At 41.4% G+C, this 18,155-nt stretch carries 12 protein-coding genes and 2 tRNA genes; 3 read left to right on the forward strand and 11 right to left on the reverse strand.

Annotated features, from left to right (window positions below; genetic code table 11):
* Window positions 1–9 precede the first annotated feature (9 nt).
* The 5 genes from BACPLE_RS13545 to BACPLE_RS13565 are packed head-to-tail and all read right to left on the reverse strand — an operon-like array spanning window position 10 to window position 10,907.
* Window positions 10–3,030 carry a SusC/RagA family TonB-linked outer membrane protein gene (locus BACPLE_RS13545; RefSeq protein ID WP_007562936.1) on the reverse strand — a complete coding sequence of 1,007 codons (3,021 nt, stop codon included), beginning with the start codon at window positions 3,028–3,030 and terminating at the stop codon, window positions 10–12.
* A gap of 40 nt (window positions 3,031–3,070) precedes the next feature.
* Window positions 3,071–5,053, reverse strand: coding sequence for a RagB/SusD family nutrient uptake outer membrane protein (locus BACPLE_RS13550; RefSeq protein WP_007562938.1), 1,983 nt, complete (start codon window positions 5,051–5,053; stop codon window positions 3,071–3,073).
* Between the two features lie 19 nt (window positions 5,054–5,072).
* A complete protein-coding gene (locus tag BACPLE_RS13555; protein WP_007562939.1) occupies window positions 5,073–8,240 on the reverse strand; it encodes a SusC/RagA family TonB-linked outer membrane protein in 3,168 nt (1,055 codons plus the stop codon).
* A gap of 23 nt (window positions 8,241–8,263) precedes the next feature.
* Window positions 8,264–9,862: a fimbrillin family protein gene (locus BACPLE_RS13560; protein ID WP_007562941.1), complete on the reverse strand. Its 1,599-nt coding sequence runs from the start codon at window positions 9,860–9,862 to the stop codon at window positions 8,264–8,266.
* 19 nt (window positions 9,863–9,881) lie between these two features.
* The gene (locus BACPLE_RS13565) at window positions 9,882–10,907 is read right to left on the reverse strand and encodes a fimbrillin family protein (protein ID WP_007562943.1); all 1,026 of its coding nucleotides are present in this window, start codon (window positions 10,905–10,907) and stop codon (window positions 9,882–9,884) included.
* A gap of 771 nt (window positions 10,908–11,678) precedes the next feature.
* Between BACPLE_RS13565 and BACPLE_RS13570 the strand changes: the two genes are divergently transcribed.
* Together BACPLE_RS13570 and BACPLE_RS13575 are read left to right on the forward strand one after the other, a co-directional pair.
* Window positions 11,679–11,750 (forward strand) — tRNA-Glu (locus BACPLE_RS13570).
* A gap of 43 nt (window positions 11,751–11,793) precedes the next feature.
* Window positions 11,794–11,865, forward strand: a tRNA-Glu gene (locus BACPLE_RS13575).
* 58 nt (window positions 11,866–11,923) lie between these two features.
* Here the strand turns inward: BACPLE_RS13575 and BACPLE_RS13580 are convergent.
* The 3 genes from BACPLE_RS13580 to BACPLE_RS13590 are packed head-to-tail and all read right to left on the reverse strand — an operon-like array spanning window position 11,924 to window position 13,760.
* Window positions 11,924–12,550, reverse strand: coding sequence for an outer membrane beta-barrel protein (locus BACPLE_RS13580; protein ID WP_007562945.1), 627 nt, complete (start codon window positions 12,548–12,550; stop codon window positions 11,924–11,926).
* An 18-nt stretch (window positions 12,551–12,568) separates the two neighbouring features.
* Window positions 12,569–13,192 carry a DUF4136 domain-containing protein gene (locus BACPLE_RS13585; RefSeq protein ID WP_007562947.1) on the reverse strand — a complete coding sequence of 208 codons (624 nt, stop codon included), beginning with the start codon at window positions 13,190–13,192 and terminating at the stop codon, window positions 12,569–12,571.
* 16 nt (window positions 13,193–13,208) lie between these two features.
* The gene (locus BACPLE_RS13590; protein ID WP_007562949.1) at window positions 13,209–13,760 is read right to left on the reverse strand and encodes a DUF4251 domain-containing protein; all 552 of its coding nucleotides are present in this window, start codon (window positions 13,758–13,760) and stop codon (window positions 13,209–13,211) included.
* 174 nt (window positions 13,761–13,934) lie between these two features.
* On the opposite strand from BACPLE_RS13590, the gene BACPLE_RS13595 reads away from it, so the two are divergent.
* Window positions 13,935–14,594: a hypothetical protein gene (locus BACPLE_RS13595; RefSeq protein ID WP_040313288.1), complete on the forward strand. Its 660-nt coding sequence runs from the start codon at window positions 13,935–13,937 to the stop codon at window positions 14,592–14,594.
* Here the strand turns inward: BACPLE_RS13595 and BACPLE_RS13600 are convergent.
* The 3 genes from BACPLE_RS13600 to BACPLE_RS13610 are packed head-to-tail and all read right to left on the reverse strand — an operon-like array spanning window position 14,557 to window position 18,034.
* Complete coding sequence (locus BACPLE_RS13600) at window positions 14,557–15,183, reverse strand: epoxyqueuosine reductase QueH (RefSeq protein ID WP_040313226.1); 627 nt, start codon at window positions 15,181–15,183, stop codon at window positions 14,557–14,559. The two genes, BACPLE_RS13595 and BACPLE_RS13600, sit on opposite strands and share 38 nt — an antisense overlap.
* Before the next feature lie 14 nt (window positions 15,184–15,197).
* Window positions 15,198–15,587 (reverse strand): MarR family winged helix-turn-helix transcriptional regulator, encoded by a 390-nt coding sequence (locus tag BACPLE_RS13605; protein WP_007562955.1) that lies wholly within the window; start codon window positions 15,585–15,587, stop codon window positions 15,198–15,200.
* Window positions 15,588–15,589: 2 nt separating this feature from the next.
* Window positions 15,590–18,034, reverse strand: coding sequence for an FAD-dependent oxidoreductase (locus tag BACPLE_RS13610; protein WP_007562956.1), 2,445 nt, complete (start codon window positions 18,032–18,034; stop codon window positions 15,590–15,592).
* Between the last annotated feature and the right edge of the window lie 121 nt (window positions 18,035–18,155).

Consider the following 18,155-nt stretch of genomic DNA (forward strand, 5'->3'; position numbering starts at 1 on the left):
CTTTTAAGATTAAAAACCTACTTTCAAACCAACAATCAGACTCTTGTTCAATGGGTTTGTTGCTCCATAAGATTCAGGGTCTAACACATCAATCTTATCAAAGCACAGCAAATCAACTCCTCGTACATACAATCTTGCATCGCCGATGAATTTTGTTTTCTGCAACCATGATTTAGGGAAGTTATAATAAACTTCAATATTGCGGAGTTTCAAGAACGAACGATCTGCCAACCACACTGTATTTGTCTGGTAGTTGTTCGTATTACTCTGAGTACTCAATCGAGGATATTTTGCATCTTGATTATCAGGAGTCCAACGATTTTCATAATAATGAGTAGAAAGCGTTGTTGTGCTCAGCAAAGGCCAGAACATACTCTTCGTATTCAGGATGGCAGAATAACGGCCTGTTCCCTGGAACTGTGCGTCAAAGCCAAGTCCTTTCCATTCTGCTCCCAAATGGAACGTATAGTAGATTTCTGGAGCAACAGTGCTATAACCTATAGCCGTTACGTCATTACTGTCGATTATCTTATCTCCATTCACATCACGATACTTAATATCTCCTGGATATACAGTTCCGAAACTTTGAGGCAGGCTATTAGCAATATCATCCGCATCTTTGAAGAAACCTACAGCTTCCAAACCATAAATCTGATTCAAAGAGTGACCAGTTTGCACAAGATTATCATACATTCTAGGTTCTTCCAACTGCTCTTTAATTTCGTTTCGATTCCAGTTAAAGCTACCTCCTGCATTCAATACTACATCTCCGATACGCTTCGTATAATCAAGGCTAAACTCACCTCCCCAACTATCTACCACACCTGCGTTTTCATACGGAGGAGTCTGTCCTAAGACAGCCGTATATTTACCTTCAGAAGAAACCCAGATATTATTTCTACGCTGGTAATACGCATCTACTGAAAGATTCAAGCCCTTAAAGAGCGTAGCATCTACACCGACATTATATTTATATCCTCTTTCATGTGTATAATTTGTGCTAGCCAAACGACTGAGTTCCGTAGTACCAAATGAAGAATCATACGCACTATTGAACATATAGCGTGTACCTGTTGTAGTGTAAATCTGATCCCAGTAATCATACACATCACTAGCCGGCAAATAATCTGCATTGATAATACCAAATGAAGCACGAAGTTTCAAGAAATCAATCCATGCTGCATTATTCATAAAATCTTCTTCAGAAAGTACCCATGCTGCAGACACTGTAGGAGAAAATGCCCATTTATGTCCTGGAGCAAGCAGACTAGAACCAGAACCAACCAAAGCCAGATCCAGGAAATAACGCTTGTCATATCCATAATGAGTAAACCATGACACATTCTGACGATAAATTGTCGTATTCAATCCGTATGAATCACGATATTCATATTCCCATTTCAATTGAGAATACACGTCATGTTTATCGGCAAAGTTTCGGTTGTAGCTAAATCCACCAGAGAAGTTAAACTGACGTGTCCAGTTGTTTATGCTTCCGTCTTTTCCCATTTCTGTAGGTTCACCTCCAGTTGTATGTGTATACAAAGGACCTGTTAAATCAGTATAGCTTACCGAGTATCCACCGTAAGTATAAGCCTGGCTATGATCTTCCCATATAGAAGAATAATTATCGTATGCCAGTCTGAAATTAAATCCCAATCCTTCAGTCACAGCAGACAAGTCTTGCTCCAGAGTCAAATCAGCAAACAAGCTACGAGTATGTCCTTTTGAATAAGCAGCCCCTTGTGATTGAGCTACCGGGTTCTGAGTTCCTAACCAAGTGGTATTGTTTCCTCCCCACAATCCATCTTCATCTTTAATAGGAAAAGCTGCTGCAGGCACAGTATAAATCATATCCCAAAGATTTGCAGAAGCACCCGGACGAAGAGATTCAGACAAAGTACCCAAAATATTTACTTTCAACTTTGTGGTATTGCTCACGTCAATATCCATGTTAGTACGTAAATTTGCACGAGAGTATTTGTTTTGTGTAGAATATCCTTCGTTCATATCACCTTCTTTTACAAATCCTCTATCTGTTACCAGATCAAGCATAGAATAGTAACGGAACTTAGAACCACCGCCACGGAATTCAATTGTATATTTATTGGAAATACCTGAATCCTTAAACGTCTCATCCAACCAGTTCACATTCGGATACAAATAAGGGAAATCTCCATTACGGAAATATTCCACTTCCTTATCTGCATAACGAGGAGACAAACCTTCATAGCCACGTGCCTCATTATAAGCTTGTGCATAAGTAGCCGCGTCTACAAATTCCGGTTTACGATCCATATAATTATTTACGTGATCATACGTAAACCTGATTTCCTTAGAATTGTATTTACCTCGTTTGGTTGTAATTAAAATTGCTCCGTTAATGCCTTTATAACCATACAAAGCAACCGCTGCGGCATCTTTCAGAACTGATACAGATTCTACTTCTTCAGGACTTAGCAAACTCATATCTCTTTCCAGTCCATCAACCAATATTAATGGAGAACTGCTAGACAGACTCTGAAGTCCTCTCACATAGAAAGTGGGTTCCACATCTGCATAGTTTCCTGAGTTTTGCAGAACCATCATACCCATCCCCTGTCCTATCAGAGAGTTAGATACATTTTTAGCACTGCGCTTATCAAAATCTTCATTATAAATAGTAGACACTGCAGCAGTAGATTCAGCTCTGGTAAAAGTACGGCCTGCTCCTACATCGATAGACTGTCCCTCATAATTCAATACGACCTTTATCAATGATTTTCCTTCTGCTTTTACTGTAGTCATACCTTTATCCACAGATACTATATTCAATTGTTGTCCAGCAGAAGCCTCTATTGAAAATTTTCCATCCTTATCAGTCTCTACTCTAGTTTCTGGCATACCTTTCACCATGACCGAAGCACCATAAACCGGATGCCCCCATTTATCGACAACCATACCTCTGATATTGTTGTCTGCATCTTGAGCACCTGCAGGAATAGCCAAACAGGCAAGGCATGCCCACATCAGATTTTTATATTTTTTCATAAAGCTATTATCAAAAATCAATTACTTATATATTTACCAATCACCAGCCAGGATTTTGAATCAGTCCATATCCCTTGTTTATTTCTGTCTGAGGGAACGGTGACAAATACCATTTTGAGTCAAAACCATAATCCCACCAATAACGACGGATATTATGTAATGTAAACTTCTCATAGTCAAAATGAACTGGCTGAGCTGCCCCCTGATTTTGATCACCTTCAAACCATTTTGTTTCTATACGGTTTCCATTCTCATCCAAACGATAAATCAAAAGTCCATGTAACTCTTTTTCAAACCGGTCTGCTCGTTTATAACGAATCAAATCAAAGAAGCGAGCATCTTCCATACCAAGTTCACAGACACGTTCGCGTAACAACTCTTCCAACAAATTATCCTTATTTGAAGTCAGATTCTTTTCAGGATTACAATCCTCCAACTTACCAAGTCCCACGCGTTCACGTACTTTATTAATCCAAGTCAAAGCTCCCGCATTATCTCCTTTAGACTGAAGTAAAGCTTCTGCATAAGTCAAATATATATCAGAAAGACGCAAAGTAACCCACTGGCAATATTGACGCTGATACTCAGTACCCAGGTAATATTTCATGTTATCATAACCAGTTGCAAAGCGCATTGTTTCATCGCGTGAATTATTTCCAGCGTCATAACCACCTACCCAAAGCTCATAAGGCTGTCCAGACATTAAACCGGCTGTATTTGACCAGTCTAACATTTTAGGTAAGCCATTTACAATTACGCTTTCATATAAACGAGGGTCACGAGTGAGTTCAAGGTTATTTTCTGCCAATGTACCTTTCATGAACATCTCATCCAATTTACCTTCGGATTCGGTTTCTTCCCAATTGAAAGGTTTTCCATCAGCCCATGGGAACATTTCCACATATTCCTGCGTAGGAGTATAAGAATTACGTCCCAGGTCACTCCAACTATGCCAATAATAAGTACTAGAATTAAAGGCATCACCCATCTGAACTCTGACAGAATGAATGACTTCCTTACTTCCCTGATAAATATATCCCATACGATAGGCATAACGATAACCGGCAGGCGTTGTATTAACAGACTGGTTCAATTCATAAAAACCACGGGCGTTCAATTCACGCATGAAATCTTCACAAGCTTTCAAGCAGTTGTCCCACAATTCCTGACGATATCCTCCATACCATACCAGATGCTGTTGCTCAGCTTCAGATGCCCCTCCGGCATAAGCCTGATTGTCATTAAACAAAGGAGATGCAGCAAATTGCCAGATTTTACATTTCAAAGCCATAGCTCCAGCCATAGTCCAACGTCCTACATAAGTCGCACTTCCATCTGCACCATTTCCATAAGCCCAAGGAAGTGCTCCTGAATCAATAGCTTCGTCCAGCATCTTAATCATATAATTTACGGTTTCTTCTACCGTAGCACGCGGGCATTCATAACTAGATTCGTTTCCTTCAAAAGATGCATAAAGTAAAGGAAGCCCTCCGTAATGACGAAACATATCAAAGTAACGTACAGCAATCAAGCATTTGGCTTCCGCAATCATACGTGCCTTTTCATTAGCGTCCAAATCTGGTACACGATCTATATTTTCCATCAATAACCAGCACCAGCGCACTACTTCCCAAACCTTTTCGTCGTTATAACAAAATTTATCCTGACGACGACTATAGTTAGCGGTATGAATGCCACTGTAATATTGAGAATAAAGCTGAGCATCACGCCAATGCAATTGCCAGCAATCTGTTAAAGCCTCTACCTTACCACAATACGGACTACTTGACACCGGTAAGGATGTATCATCCTTATAAGGCAATCCATAATACTGTCTTCCATAAATAGAATTTAGAAATTGTTGTGTGTATACCACACTCCCAAAAACCGTATCTACAGTAGCAGTACCACCCGGAGCCTTATCCAAAAATGAATTTCCGAATTTTATATCGTCCACGCAAGACGTAGCAATCAAATTAGCTGCTACACATGCGCCGAACAGAAGTTTATATCCTAATTTCATATTTTCTATCTTTAATTATTTAGAATCCAAGTTTCAAACTCAAAGTATAGGTCTTTGACAACGGATAAGAAGGAGCATTTGAAGCTCTAGTTTCCGGATCTCCCCACATATAAGGCGTCAATGTCCACAAGTTATAACCACTAAATGCCAACTGGAAAGTATTCAACCCCAACTTCTTCATTATTGGAAGATTAAAATTATAAGCAACCTGCAAAGTTTTCAAGCGCAAATATTTTGAATCCTGCTCATACAATGTAGAAGTGGCATAGTTATTATCACGGTTAGTAAATGTAGCACGAGGATATTTAGCACTTTGTGAAGGATTTTCCTCTGTCCAAGTATTATCCAAATGGTATGCCAACAAACCTCCCTGAGAAGCATCTGAAGATGAATAGAAAGGCTGACGGAACACATCTGAAATCATACGGCTCACGTTCCATGCCCCTGTCCATTGTGTATTAACCTCCCAGTTTTTCCAGCTAAAACCAAGCGTGACACCTGCCATATATTCCGGATCATCTGTATAACCGTAATCATAACTCATATCATTTGCATCAATCTTTCGGTCACCATTCAAATCGACATATACCGCATCTCCATCGCGCAAAGTCTGAATTTGTTCCGGATAAGGACGATTAAATGTCTGCTCATACAATTCTGGAGTCTGTTCATCATAATAACGGAAAAATACATACTGTGAGCGTGCTCCAATACGATGGCCTTTCGTATATTGATAATCATAGCTTTGAGGAGCTTGTTTATCTTCCAGAATTTCATTCTGGTTATAAGAAAGATTAAATGTTGCCCAATACCGGAAATTATCTCCAATTTTATCATTCCAGTTTAATGACAATTCCCATCCCCAGCTCTTTACTTCACCAAGATTTGCATAAGGAACTGTAAAACCAAGCAAGCCTGGAGCTGTACCGTCTATCAAAAGAATATCTTTACGATGTTCCTTATAGTAGTCTACAGATGTACGCAAACGATCGTCAAAGAAGTTCATATCTACACCATAGTTCTGCTTTAAAGCTGTTTCCCATCCTACATCTGCATTATTTTTAGAAGACTCTATCGCACCAAGACTGGCCGTACTATTCTCAATACCAAATGAATAGCCGTATCCTCCATTTCTATTAGGCAAACTACTATTATTCACCTGATATGGATCGGCCAAATAAAGGAATCGCAGACTGGCATCAGACGGTTTATCATTACCAACCAAACCGACACTGGCACGCAACTTGAAGAAACTAACCCAAGGTTTTAATGGCTGGAACCATTTTTCTTCACTCATAATCCAACCGATAGATCCTGCTGGGAAAGTACCAAAACGACGTTCTGGCGCAAAGTTTTCAGAACCATTGTATCCAATATTGAACTCTGCCATATAACGGCTCTTCCAGTCATAAGTAATACGGCCAACCAATCCTACATAACCACGGGGAATATCACGATATTGTGAACCACTACCTCCATAATAATATTCTTTTGACTGATTGTAAAGCAACAAAGCTGTTACATTATGATCACCAAAAGAGCGAGCATAGTTCAAACTGGCTTCCATATACCAGTCACGTGATTTTCCTGTACTATAAGAATAACTTACATCTGTATTTTCACCCGATTTACGGTAAGCCAAGCTTCCGTCTTCCTGTAAAACAGGAGTATAAGTTGCTACAGCTCCTCCCGTACCAGTTTTGGTTACCACAAAGCCACTATTATAAGAACCTTTTAGTTTCACAGAAAGTCCTTTCGTGATAAAGTCCAGCTTCTGGTCCAATATAAGGTCGGCTGTCAATTTATTATTACTTGTCTTATCGAATCCTGCTCCATAATAAGCCATACCCGTACCACCTGTAAATGGCAACCTTTCATCATCATAGTCTGTAGCTGTAGTAATAAATTTACCGTCTACAATACCCGGAGAAGAAAATGGAGTGGCATAATACATGTTTTTAATCATACCTGATGTTCCCTGGCTGGTATGAGGCTTGCTGTTATTATCCACATTTCCTGCTACATTGAATGACAAAAGTGTAGACTTCGTAACATTAATATCGAAGTTTGCACGATAGTTGAAACGTTTATAAGAATAGCTTACATCGTACGGCAAATCAAAACTATTAAACAAACCTCCTTGTGTATAAGCACCGGCAGAAATAAAATAGCGTACCTTATCCGTACCTCCAGATACACTCATATTATGCTGACTTTGTAAAGCCGAGTTTTTCATAATATAATCGGCCCAACGAGTATCCGGAAAACGTATCGGATCAGAATGTGTCCGGAATTTCTCAATAATTGCATCCGAAAAGACTGGATCTTGTCCGTCATTAGCCATCAACTGGTTATAAAAAGTAGCATACTGATAAGAGTTTGCCTGTTCTACCATCTTTGTCGGCTGTAACACACTGGCAGAAGTTGAGAATGAGATTTTAGGTTTTCCCTCTTTACCACGCTTTGTAGTAATCAAAATTACACCATTCGCACCACGGATACCGAATACGGCAGTAGCAGAAGCATCCTTCAACACAGTCACACTTTCAATTTCATTCGGGTCAAGATCGGTCATGCTTCGTTCCACACCATCCACCTGAATAAGCGGAGAAGAATCACCAAAAGTAGCTTTACCACGCACCAGGATATCTGCTGCATCCGCACCCGGTTCACCAGAATACTGTACGGTTGTCAAACCTGTCATCTGACCACCCAACACATTAGTGACCGAACTTACTGGAGTACGCAGCAATTCTTCAGAACCTACACTTGAAATAGCTCCAGTCACACTGACTTTTTTCTGTACACCGTATGCCACTACTTGTACCTCACCCAGCATGGTCGAATTGTCTGATAAGGTTACCCGCATATTTGCTTTTGCAGGTACTGTTACCGACTCATATCCGATGAAAGAAATTGTCAATTTCGTACCAGGTTTGGCATTAATCATAAACACACCATCAATATCTGTAATAGTACCCGTAGAAGTACCTTCAATGATGACATTCGCACCAATAACGGGTTCACCATTACTATCAACAACCGTTCCTTTGATAGTTCCCTGCTGTTGAGTTGCTTCTACCGCAGCATATGCCTTTTCCCCAAAAAGTGGAGAAACAGCTACAGCTGAAAGAAGCATCGCCATAGGAAGGGCGGTTCTTTTTATATAATTCTTTTTCTTATTCATATTGCCGTTTTACATTTTTGATTTTAAAAAGCTAACATCATGCGGAATTGTCCAGCACGTGAACCACGTTCACAAATCAAGTTATATGCTCCTCCGTCCATACCATGAGTCCACTGATACGTATCATTACGTTGAGTACTTGACCAATAATGTCCTGTTAAAGCACCACTATCAACAGATGTCATTTCTTCACCGCCAACTTTTATAATACTTTTATTAATATTGGTCAGATTATCAGCAACTTGCTGCCAATCCTTAATAGAAGGAATATACCAGGGAGTCGCAGCAGAAGGAACTGCTACAGCATTGCGATAGGCCACGATAAAGCTATAAGCATTATCGCAAGTAGAAGGAGAACCTTTACCTTCTTCTGTTACCATAGTCATCAAGACCGTATTGTTATAACCAAAGAAAGCCGGGAACATAGTCAAAGCATCATTCTTCAAATTACCATCACGATTTGAATTGCAGTAAACAAACTTACCAGCCCATTCCTCATCTGAATCAAACCATGTATCATAAGTTCCACTCTTGCTTGTATGATACTGAGATGTAGCTGTTCCATCAGGTAAAACAGCATTATTTAAAGAAAGAACTAACCCATGAGAACAGTTAGGATAATCACGATACAAAGCATCCTGAGTTTCGGAACAAGCATCTGGAGCATACACATGCGGCTGAGGATTACCCACATAACATACAACACCAATTGCATTGTCAGGAACTGTTGCAGCATCTACACTTACCAGATTACCATCGGCACAAAGGTAATCACCAATCTGTAAAGTGTAATCTAGCTTATTAGCATCATTAATGGTATACATTTTAGCCTTACCACCAGCCAGACTTCCTGTTGCGCTAAATGACATTTCCTTAGCTCCCTGATAAGTACCAGAAATAGAATAATCAGTTTCAGGCTTTACCAAAGCCATATAAGTACCACTGGCAGCATCGTAATATGGAGTTGTTTTCACATCATTTATAAACAGCTCTTTAGGAGCCACATTCAAACTATAATCGTCCAAACCACCATTTGTGAAGTCGTATACCAAATTAGGCATTTTAAACACAGCTAAAGCCATACGATGTTCCATTGCAAAAGTTACTTTACCTTGCAAACGACCATCTTCTGCCTGACTTGCACTCGTCATTAAATCACTCTTTGTATACTTTGAACTTCCCTGATCTGCTGCAATTTCCCAGCTACTTACAAACTCAGCAAACGGATCTTCGGCAGCAGGATTAAACACCACATTCTCCTGATATGGATAATAGGCATAAAATGTGATATTTTTGAAACGCTCACTATCATACTCTATAGGGTTTCCATCCAAATCCCATACTCCCTTTTCATTGAGAGTAAATTTACGATTGGAAATTCCCTCTACCAGCTGACCATTTTCTACGCCATACATTCCAATGGCATCTCCTTTAACAAAAGTTGTCTTATAGTTTTCATCCACAGCACGTCCATCCGATATTCCCTGGAAACCCATATCGGAAACACTGATCTGAAAAGACTGTGCCACAGAACTGCCTTCCATACTATCCTCTTTTGTACAGCTAGTAAAAGCAAGCAATCCTGCCAATGCACATATTGAAAGGTTATTATAAATTTTCATCACTTATCCATTTAAATAATTATTTTACAACAGGAACAATTTCTTCATTTTCCATTTCACCCCATTCGGCTCCGTTTACATGTGCTTCAGTACCTAAAGCCTTTGCATCGGGAGTTTCTTCTTTATTTACTTCTGTCCAAGGGTTAATATCTGTACCTGAAATTTCCAAAGCAGTAGGATCGGCTGTCATATAGTCATTAGCGGTCAACGTATAATTATAAGAATATCCAGATTTCAGTTCAGGCCAATCAGTTGCAGGTAATTCCAAATAATAATAAATCCGTCGACCATCTGCTGTAGTCATGGCAGCTTCGATTTCCAATCCTTCTGCACCTATTGTCTGAGGCAATAAATACGCTGTGAAGGTATATTCATTATCAGCTGTCAATATTTGTCTTAAATCACCCAGCTCCGCATCTTCAGCTACTGCTGCTACACCTGTCGTAGTGTCGAATGTACCTTTCAACTTCATACCAACCAGATAACATTCAATGTTAGTTAAAGTAACAGGATTTCCGTCAGGATCTGTTCCAGGAACAAATTTCAGGTTTACACGACTCATCACGTGATTAAAACTCAAATGCACATTGGGCTCAGCCTTTGTCGCCTTAGTAGCCGCATACAAGAAATCATATTTAACTCGTTCTTCTGCATTTGCCTGATTTTCGGTAGTAATCTCTACACTTTGAACTGGAGGAGTAGTTCCTTCTTCTCCCATAAACGGATAGTAAGCTGTTACATCATACTCTTCATTTCCCAGCAACCAGATTTCATCAAAACGATTAACAGAGGTAAAAGAATTGTCTGCAGCATTGTAGCGATAAGAAACATTGTGCTGTGTAGGACCACAAGATATACTTACCACATCACCGTCATCCCACGTTACGCCAGAAACACGAGATACATCTTGAGCATTCTGTTCGTTGATTGATGCACTAAAGGTAACTTTCGCACCTTCCTCACCAGCAAACTTCACTTCGGCATCCTGTTTACAACTAGCTAACAGGAAAGCGGCAAATACCGCCATGAAACTAATGTTTTTCATACATACACTTTTTTAATAAATTTGTTAATTACTTTTTTTGTTTATATACGCCTCTCTATTATTTCGTCTATATTTAAGGTTTTTATTTCTGATTTACATTGCAATGTTATAGATTATTTAAATGTATGTATAATTAGTATTGTACAAATACATGGAAAATTGTACAAAAACGCGTTTCAGGGTATTATAAGAGAGATTATACCCGTATACTTCGCTTCAGAAAGGTCCAATTTTAAATATTGCTTATATACATTTTCAGGATTCTCAAAAAGTTCAAAATTCCCCAATCATCCCCATAAGCAATCATACAATTCCGAAGATAGTTCTTGAATGAGGGTGAGTCTTAATTAAAGAAATCAGTCATAGAAAACACAAAAGAATTGTCCAAAGCAAAACTAAAGAAGAAAAAAAATGAACGTTTAATGAGAATTTTAAAGAACCTTTTTTAATCTTCACCACAAGTAAAAATCAGGTTAAATTATTACCTTTGAAAAAACACAAGGACATTTGAAAAAAACGTCTTTGCGTCTTACCTTAAACGCAAGTGCGTTTCAATCAAAACTCTTTAGCGTTTGACCTAAAACGTACTTGTGTTTTCAGTCAAACATACTTTCGTCTATTTTTCACCTCCCTCCAGACAGGCTTTAAAAGCCATTCCAGCACTTTTTTGAATCATTATGCATATTTTTTTTCACAAAACGCTTGCATATTCAAAAATAAGTCGTACCTTTGCACCCGTGATTGAGAAACACCTCAACACAAAGCCAGGATGGCCCGTTCGTCTATCGGTTAGGACGCAAGATTTTCATTCTTGAAAGGGGGGTTCGATTCCCCCACGGGCTACTGAAAAAAAAATAACGCACACGGTACTCCGGTGCAAGAGGATGGCCCGTTCGTCTATCGGTTAGGACGCAAGATTTTCATTCTTGAAAGGGGGGTTCGATTCCCCCACGGGCTACGAAAAAAGGTCTGAACTTTTGTTCAGACCTTTTCTTTTATACTATATTCTGATTCTATCAGAAGATTACTCCCAGACGGAAACCGGCATGGTTCTGCCCCTCAATGTCGCAAGTCAATGTCTGCGTCTTGTTGGTAGCATAACTGTAGTAGCCGGCTACATGGAATCCCCATTTCTTTCCTGTCGGATAGATCTTCAGACCGATTTCCGGAGAAACATAAAATCCCCACGATTTGTCGTACACACCTCCGCTACCAAAGTAAGTGGTATTACGGGCAAACATAGCACCTGCCTTCACTCCGATGTAAGGCTTTACATAACGGTTGGTAGAAAGATTATATGCTCCCATCACACCAAACGGTACTTGAAATGCCGAACGCTGTTGGTCGGTAGTCAGTGACTCCGTAGGCGACAATGACAAGGTCTGACGTCCCACATACTTATGATTGGTATGGAAAGAAGCAAAGACTCCAGCTTCCCAACGAGGCGTAAACTGATAGCCCAACTCATAGTTCATTCCCCATCCGCTCAACTTATCTGCAAAATCAGTGGAAAAAGGCGCATTCATCTGCCAGTCCACCTTCAAAGTTGTCTTGCTGATATCGAATTGCGAAAATCCTTTTACAGCCACTCCCAGACACATAAAGGCCAGCAGTGCCATCTTTTTCAATACATTTATCTTCATTTCAAATTCCTCCTCTAATTAATTAACCGATTTAATATAAGGTGACTGCTCAAAAGCCTGTACCACCGAGTTCTGCAGCATCATCTGATTAAACTGTCCGCTGTACTGGAATCCAGATGCGCTGGCATACCACACCACCGGAAGGCTTTTCTGTGCGCCGTCCTCATCGGCAGTCAGGTCGACCATCTCCATCACCAAGGTATTGGTATTATAAGAATAGGATACAGGATACGGATAATACCATCCGGACCAAGGCCCCCAAAAGCCATAGTCCCACCAGCCGCCCCAATAGCCACCGGTAATGACCTGAGTTGTCTGAGCTACGTAGGAAAGCTGCAAGCCCACATTGGCTTCTTCCTTCTTTTCCGGATCAAGGATACGAGTATATCCGCGCGCATCCATTTCTGCAGCTACCTTATTAATAATAGCCTTTGCATTCTCATCCTTCCAGTAAGTAGCACGATACCCGCCGGCCTCCAAAATACTGTCAGGCAAGAAATAGGTTTTATAGCTACCAAAGTCGGCATCCTTATCATAATCGGTATAGACTACCAAATCCGCGTCCAGCTGATTCATGTCAGGGTCTTTCTCACATGCCGACAACCCCAACAACAGACACGCAAAAAACAACATCTTTCTCATAATTCATCTTGTTTTATTAAATTGAACGTCCTTTAAATACTGAGCTCTTGAAAGACGGAAGTATCACCCCGTTCAGGGTCAGACGATTAGAATTAAAATTCGGAGTAATGGTAACCGTGGCATTGTTCGTTCCCTTCGGCATACTAATATCCAAACGAGCCGAAATGCCAGTCCCCATCACATTCATAGATAAATACAGCGTACCTTTCTTGTCAGTCTTTACTTCATAAGAAGAAACCTTTCCGTCTACCGTCACACCTCCCAATCCGTTTGGGCCTGCAGCCGGAATATTAAAAGCTACCTGCACCACCGCATTTTCTCCGTCTACAGAAACGAAATTAGTATTCGATGTCACGTAGGCCGTCTGCCCGTACTTAAACACTACCTGATCTGCTTCAAGGGTAAACTTCTTTGCATTAACAGCTTCCATGGCTTCTGCATGATGAATACTGTCTATTTTCTCTTGAAGAGCTTTCTTTTCTTCTTTGGTCAACTCAACTTCTTGAGCCTGAATATGTCCGACCATCAAGGCCAGAGCGCATATCAGAATTGATACCATTTTTTTCATACATCTACGTCTTTAATTGATTACATACTATAAACAACGGATTCAGCGTTTTGCTGCATAATTCCTGTTTAAAAAAGTATAATGTATTTCCTCGTTTTCAAATAAAATTGTTATCTTTAGAATATATAAAGAAAAAATCTATTCATTACCTTAAAAAACCGTACCATGACACACATCAGCGAAATAACCTTATTGATTGCCGTCATTGCACTGGCCCTCTGGCCGGTCGTATTGTTTGCCTTGCGTTTCTTGCGCGAGCGTCAGAAACGGTTAGAATACATTGAAAGAATGACAAAAGACGAACAGGACGAAGTCACGACAAAAGACCTCGTCATCAGTGTACTAAAGAAAATAGGCTGTCAACCTAAGGTGAATGAAGAAAATCACATCACCTTTAAATATCAGGGAGACGATTTCTATATTGCAGCAGAAGAAGAGAACCGATTTATCATGATCTGGAATCCTTGGTGGGGCTCCATTAATGCCGATAACGAAGCGCTTCCCTATCTGAAAGAGATTATCAATTTAGCCAATGTAAACTCACTGGTCACTACCGTCTATATGGTGGACGAGGATGAGAAGACCATCGGACTGCACTCCCGTTGCCACACATTTTTCTCTCCCAGAGAAGGAGAACTGGAAGAACACATGAAAATGCTGCTGGACTATTTCTTTGACATGCACAATGTGATAAAGGACAACATGAACCAGTTAGGCCAGGCAGCTATCAACGAGGAAGAGAAAAAAGAACGCGTAAAAGTAAAAGGCTTCTCCGCCTATAAGGAAAACACCATGCCTATTGAGACGAAGAAGGAGGAAGAGAAGAAGGAGTAGGTTCTTCGTCATGCTTCCGCATACTGAATTCACAGCCGCAATACTGCTGGTTATAGAAATTATATTCCTTGATAATGGCTATACGGCGTTCACTCAAGCCCCCCTTGCGCCAGTTCTGTTCCCACCAGGTTACATCGGGATAAGCAGCTACAGCCCAATGCCCTGCTTCATTAATCTGCTCCAGACTTTTCCAGCGAGAGGAAGCTAACGTGGTCGTGATGACTGAAAAACCGTGCTCATGTGCATAACGGGCCGTATCGGCCAGACGCATTTTGAAGCATTTCAGGCAACGCCCTCCGCGCTCCGGTTCGTTTTCAAGTCCGGCCACCGTACAACGCCAGGATGCATGGTCATAATCTGCATCTATAATATCCAAGCCCAACGACTCGGCATAGCGGGTACACTCGTCTTTACGGATATTGTATTCCTCCAACGGGTAGATATTCGGATTACAATAATAAATAGTAGGACGTATGCCATGATTCAACAGGCATTCGATAATAGCCGATGAACACGGTGCGCAACAGGTGTGCAGCAAGACTTTGTCGGCTCCACCGGGTACTTCCAATTCAAATTTCTTCTTTTTCATCCTTTCACTCACCTTTATTCACACGAATCAGATACTCCCTCCGCATAAGAAGCAAACAAGGGTTGCAACAGTTCCGGTATATCTATCCCCTGCTCGCGTATTCCCTTCAGGCAGTTATGCGCTTCTTTTGTCAGAGAGAAATACATTTGCCGCTTGTCTTTCTCGCCTAAAGCACGCACTAACAGATTCCGCTCCTCCACCGCACGAATCACCTTGGAGGCATGCGAGGGAGTCAGTCCCGTACGTTCTACAATCGTACTAGCTGCTACCCGCTCCTTGCCAATAGCACATAACACCATGGCTTCGTTCAGCGACACTCCATGCGACTGCATCAAACGGGATTCAAGTTCAGAGAGAGCCCGAAAGAGCTCTCTCATCACACAAATACATTTTATTTTTTCCATACTTAAATAAACAGATTTACATTGGCTTCCTCGGCACGGTCCATATAGGTCGCTACCCCACCGATGGTGACGTTGTCCAGCAGTTCCTCCTTTTTCACTCCCATCACATCCATCGACATCTGGCAAGCAATGAATTCTACTCCATTATCAATGGCCTGCTGGCGAAGTGATTCCAACGAATCGATTCCTTTACGATTCATGATGTAACGCATCATCTTCGTACCTATACCTCCCATGTTCATCTTTGAAAGCTTGAGTTTCCGGGAGCTGGAAGGCAACATCATGCCGAACATTTTTCCAAAAATGTCTTTCTGCACCGAGGGTTTCCGTTCTTTCTTGATGGCATTCAGTCCCCAGAAGGTAAAGAAAATGGTCACTTTTTTGCCCGTAGCCGCCGCACCATTAGCCAGCACAAAGGTAGCCAAAGTTTTGTCAAGGTCATCACTGAAAAGGATGAAAGTTTTTCCCTTCTCTCCCACGTCCTGACGGGAAGCCTCTATGGCACAAGGAGTCGCTTTCTCTACCACTACCTTATAGATTCCCCCTTCCGACTTTGAAGAAAGGAAGCGGTTTCCGGTAGTACGACACCATGACTCTGCATCTCTCGGGAATCCGGCATCCGTAGCATGAATTTCCATCTGCTCACCGGCTTTCAGTTCCTCCATCCCTTTTTTCAAACGCAAGATAGGACCAGGACACTGTATGCCACAGGCATCTACCACATGAACCTTTTTACAATCCGAATTTCCTTCTGCTGTCTCACACGAGCATACGGCACATGTTTCTTCCGGCTGGCAAACTGGAGTAACCGCCGCATTGTAGGTCTTGATACCTCCTATCAAGTTGCGCACATCCTTATAACCGTTTTCTTTCAGAATATTAGAAGCCAGATAACCGCGCAACCCTACTCCACAATACAAGAAAACTGGTTTGTCCGATGGAATCTCCTTCATCCGTGAACGCATCTCATCCAAAGGCACGTTCACTGCTCCAGGAATGTGTCCCAGTTCATGCTCGTCTTTTGTCCGCACGTCTACCAAGGTCACTTTAGTCAAATCGGCCTGCTGCAACTCTCTCCAATAAAGAGGAGTCATCTTGCCGTTCAAGATATTTCCAGCCACATAACCCGACACCGCTACCGGATCTTTAGCTGAAGAGAAAGGAGGTGCGTATGCATGTTCCAGTTGCATCAAATCATATACGGTTCCTTTCTGCTTGATAACCAGTGCATATTCATCAATACGCTTATCCACTCCATTGTATCCCACAATCTGTGCCCCATACAAACGACCGTCTTCAGGAGAGAAAGTAATTTTGATGTCCATCTGCAAAGAACCGGGATAGTAACCGGCATGCGAACCTGAGTGAATGGTTGCCGACAGATAAGGTATACCAAAAGCTTTCAGACGCTTGGCGGGAAGTCCCGTAGAAGCTACGGTCAAATCAAACACTTTCGCTATGGCTGTCCCGATAGAACCTTCATATTTCACCCGGTTGCCAAATGTCATGTTATCGGCTACGATACGTGCCTGACGGTTAGCCGGTCCAGCCAGGAAGTTCAACCACGGCTTACCGGTAATCGGATGCGGATATTCAATGGCATCACCTACGGCATACACCGACTCATCGGAAGTCTGTAGATATTCATTTACATAAATACCCTTCATTTCTCCTAACTTCAGTCCGGCTTCTACGGCCAGACGAGTTTCAGCCCGTACACCGATAGAAAGAATAACCAGCTGAGCTTCTGCCTGTAAACCCGACTGGAATTTAACTCTCAGTCCGGAATCAGTCTTTTCAAAGGCTTCCACAGCCTGTTTCAGATACAGCTTGACACCCTTCTGTTGCAGATGACCGTGCACCAGTGCTGCCATAGAGAAATCAATCGGTCCCATCACCTGATCTGCCATCTCTACTACAGCCACCTCAATACCAGCATGATGAAGGTTCTCGGCCATTTCCAACCCAATAAAACCACCTCCTACAATCACCGCTTTCTTTATCTCATGGCTCTGCATGTAAGTCTTAATGCGGTCTGTATCTGCCACATTTCTCAGGGTAAAGATTCCTTCATTATCAATTCCCGGCAAAGGAGGACGCACAGGCGATGCTCCCGGTGAAAGCAGCAGTTTATCGTATGTTTCAGTATATTCTTTTCCGTCCGAAGTACGTACCTTTACTTCTTTACGGGCAGTATCAATTGCCATAACCTCCGAACGTACCCGCACATCGATGCGGAAACGAGTGGAGAATGCTTCCGGAGTCTGTACAAACAAGCGGTCGCGCTCCTGAATTACCCCACCTATATAATAAGGTAAACCGCAATTGGCATAAGAGATGTATTCACCACGCTCAAACAGAATGATTTCAGCCTTTTCCGTGTTTCTCCGAATACGGGCAGCCGCAGTGGCTCCACCTGCTACCCCACCTACAATTACATACTTCATAACTATTTATTTTCTTTGTTATTATTTTCTAATGGAAACTTTTTGCAAAGAAAATAAATAATTACATAAAGAATAAATTTCCAATGGAAAATATTCACCAATTAAGCATTATTAAGGGAAA

The organism is Phocaeicola plebeius DSM 17135, assembly GCF_000187895.1.
GTDB lineage: Bacteria > Bacteroidota > Bacteroidia > Bacteroidales > Bacteroidaceae > Phocaeicola > Phocaeicola plebeius.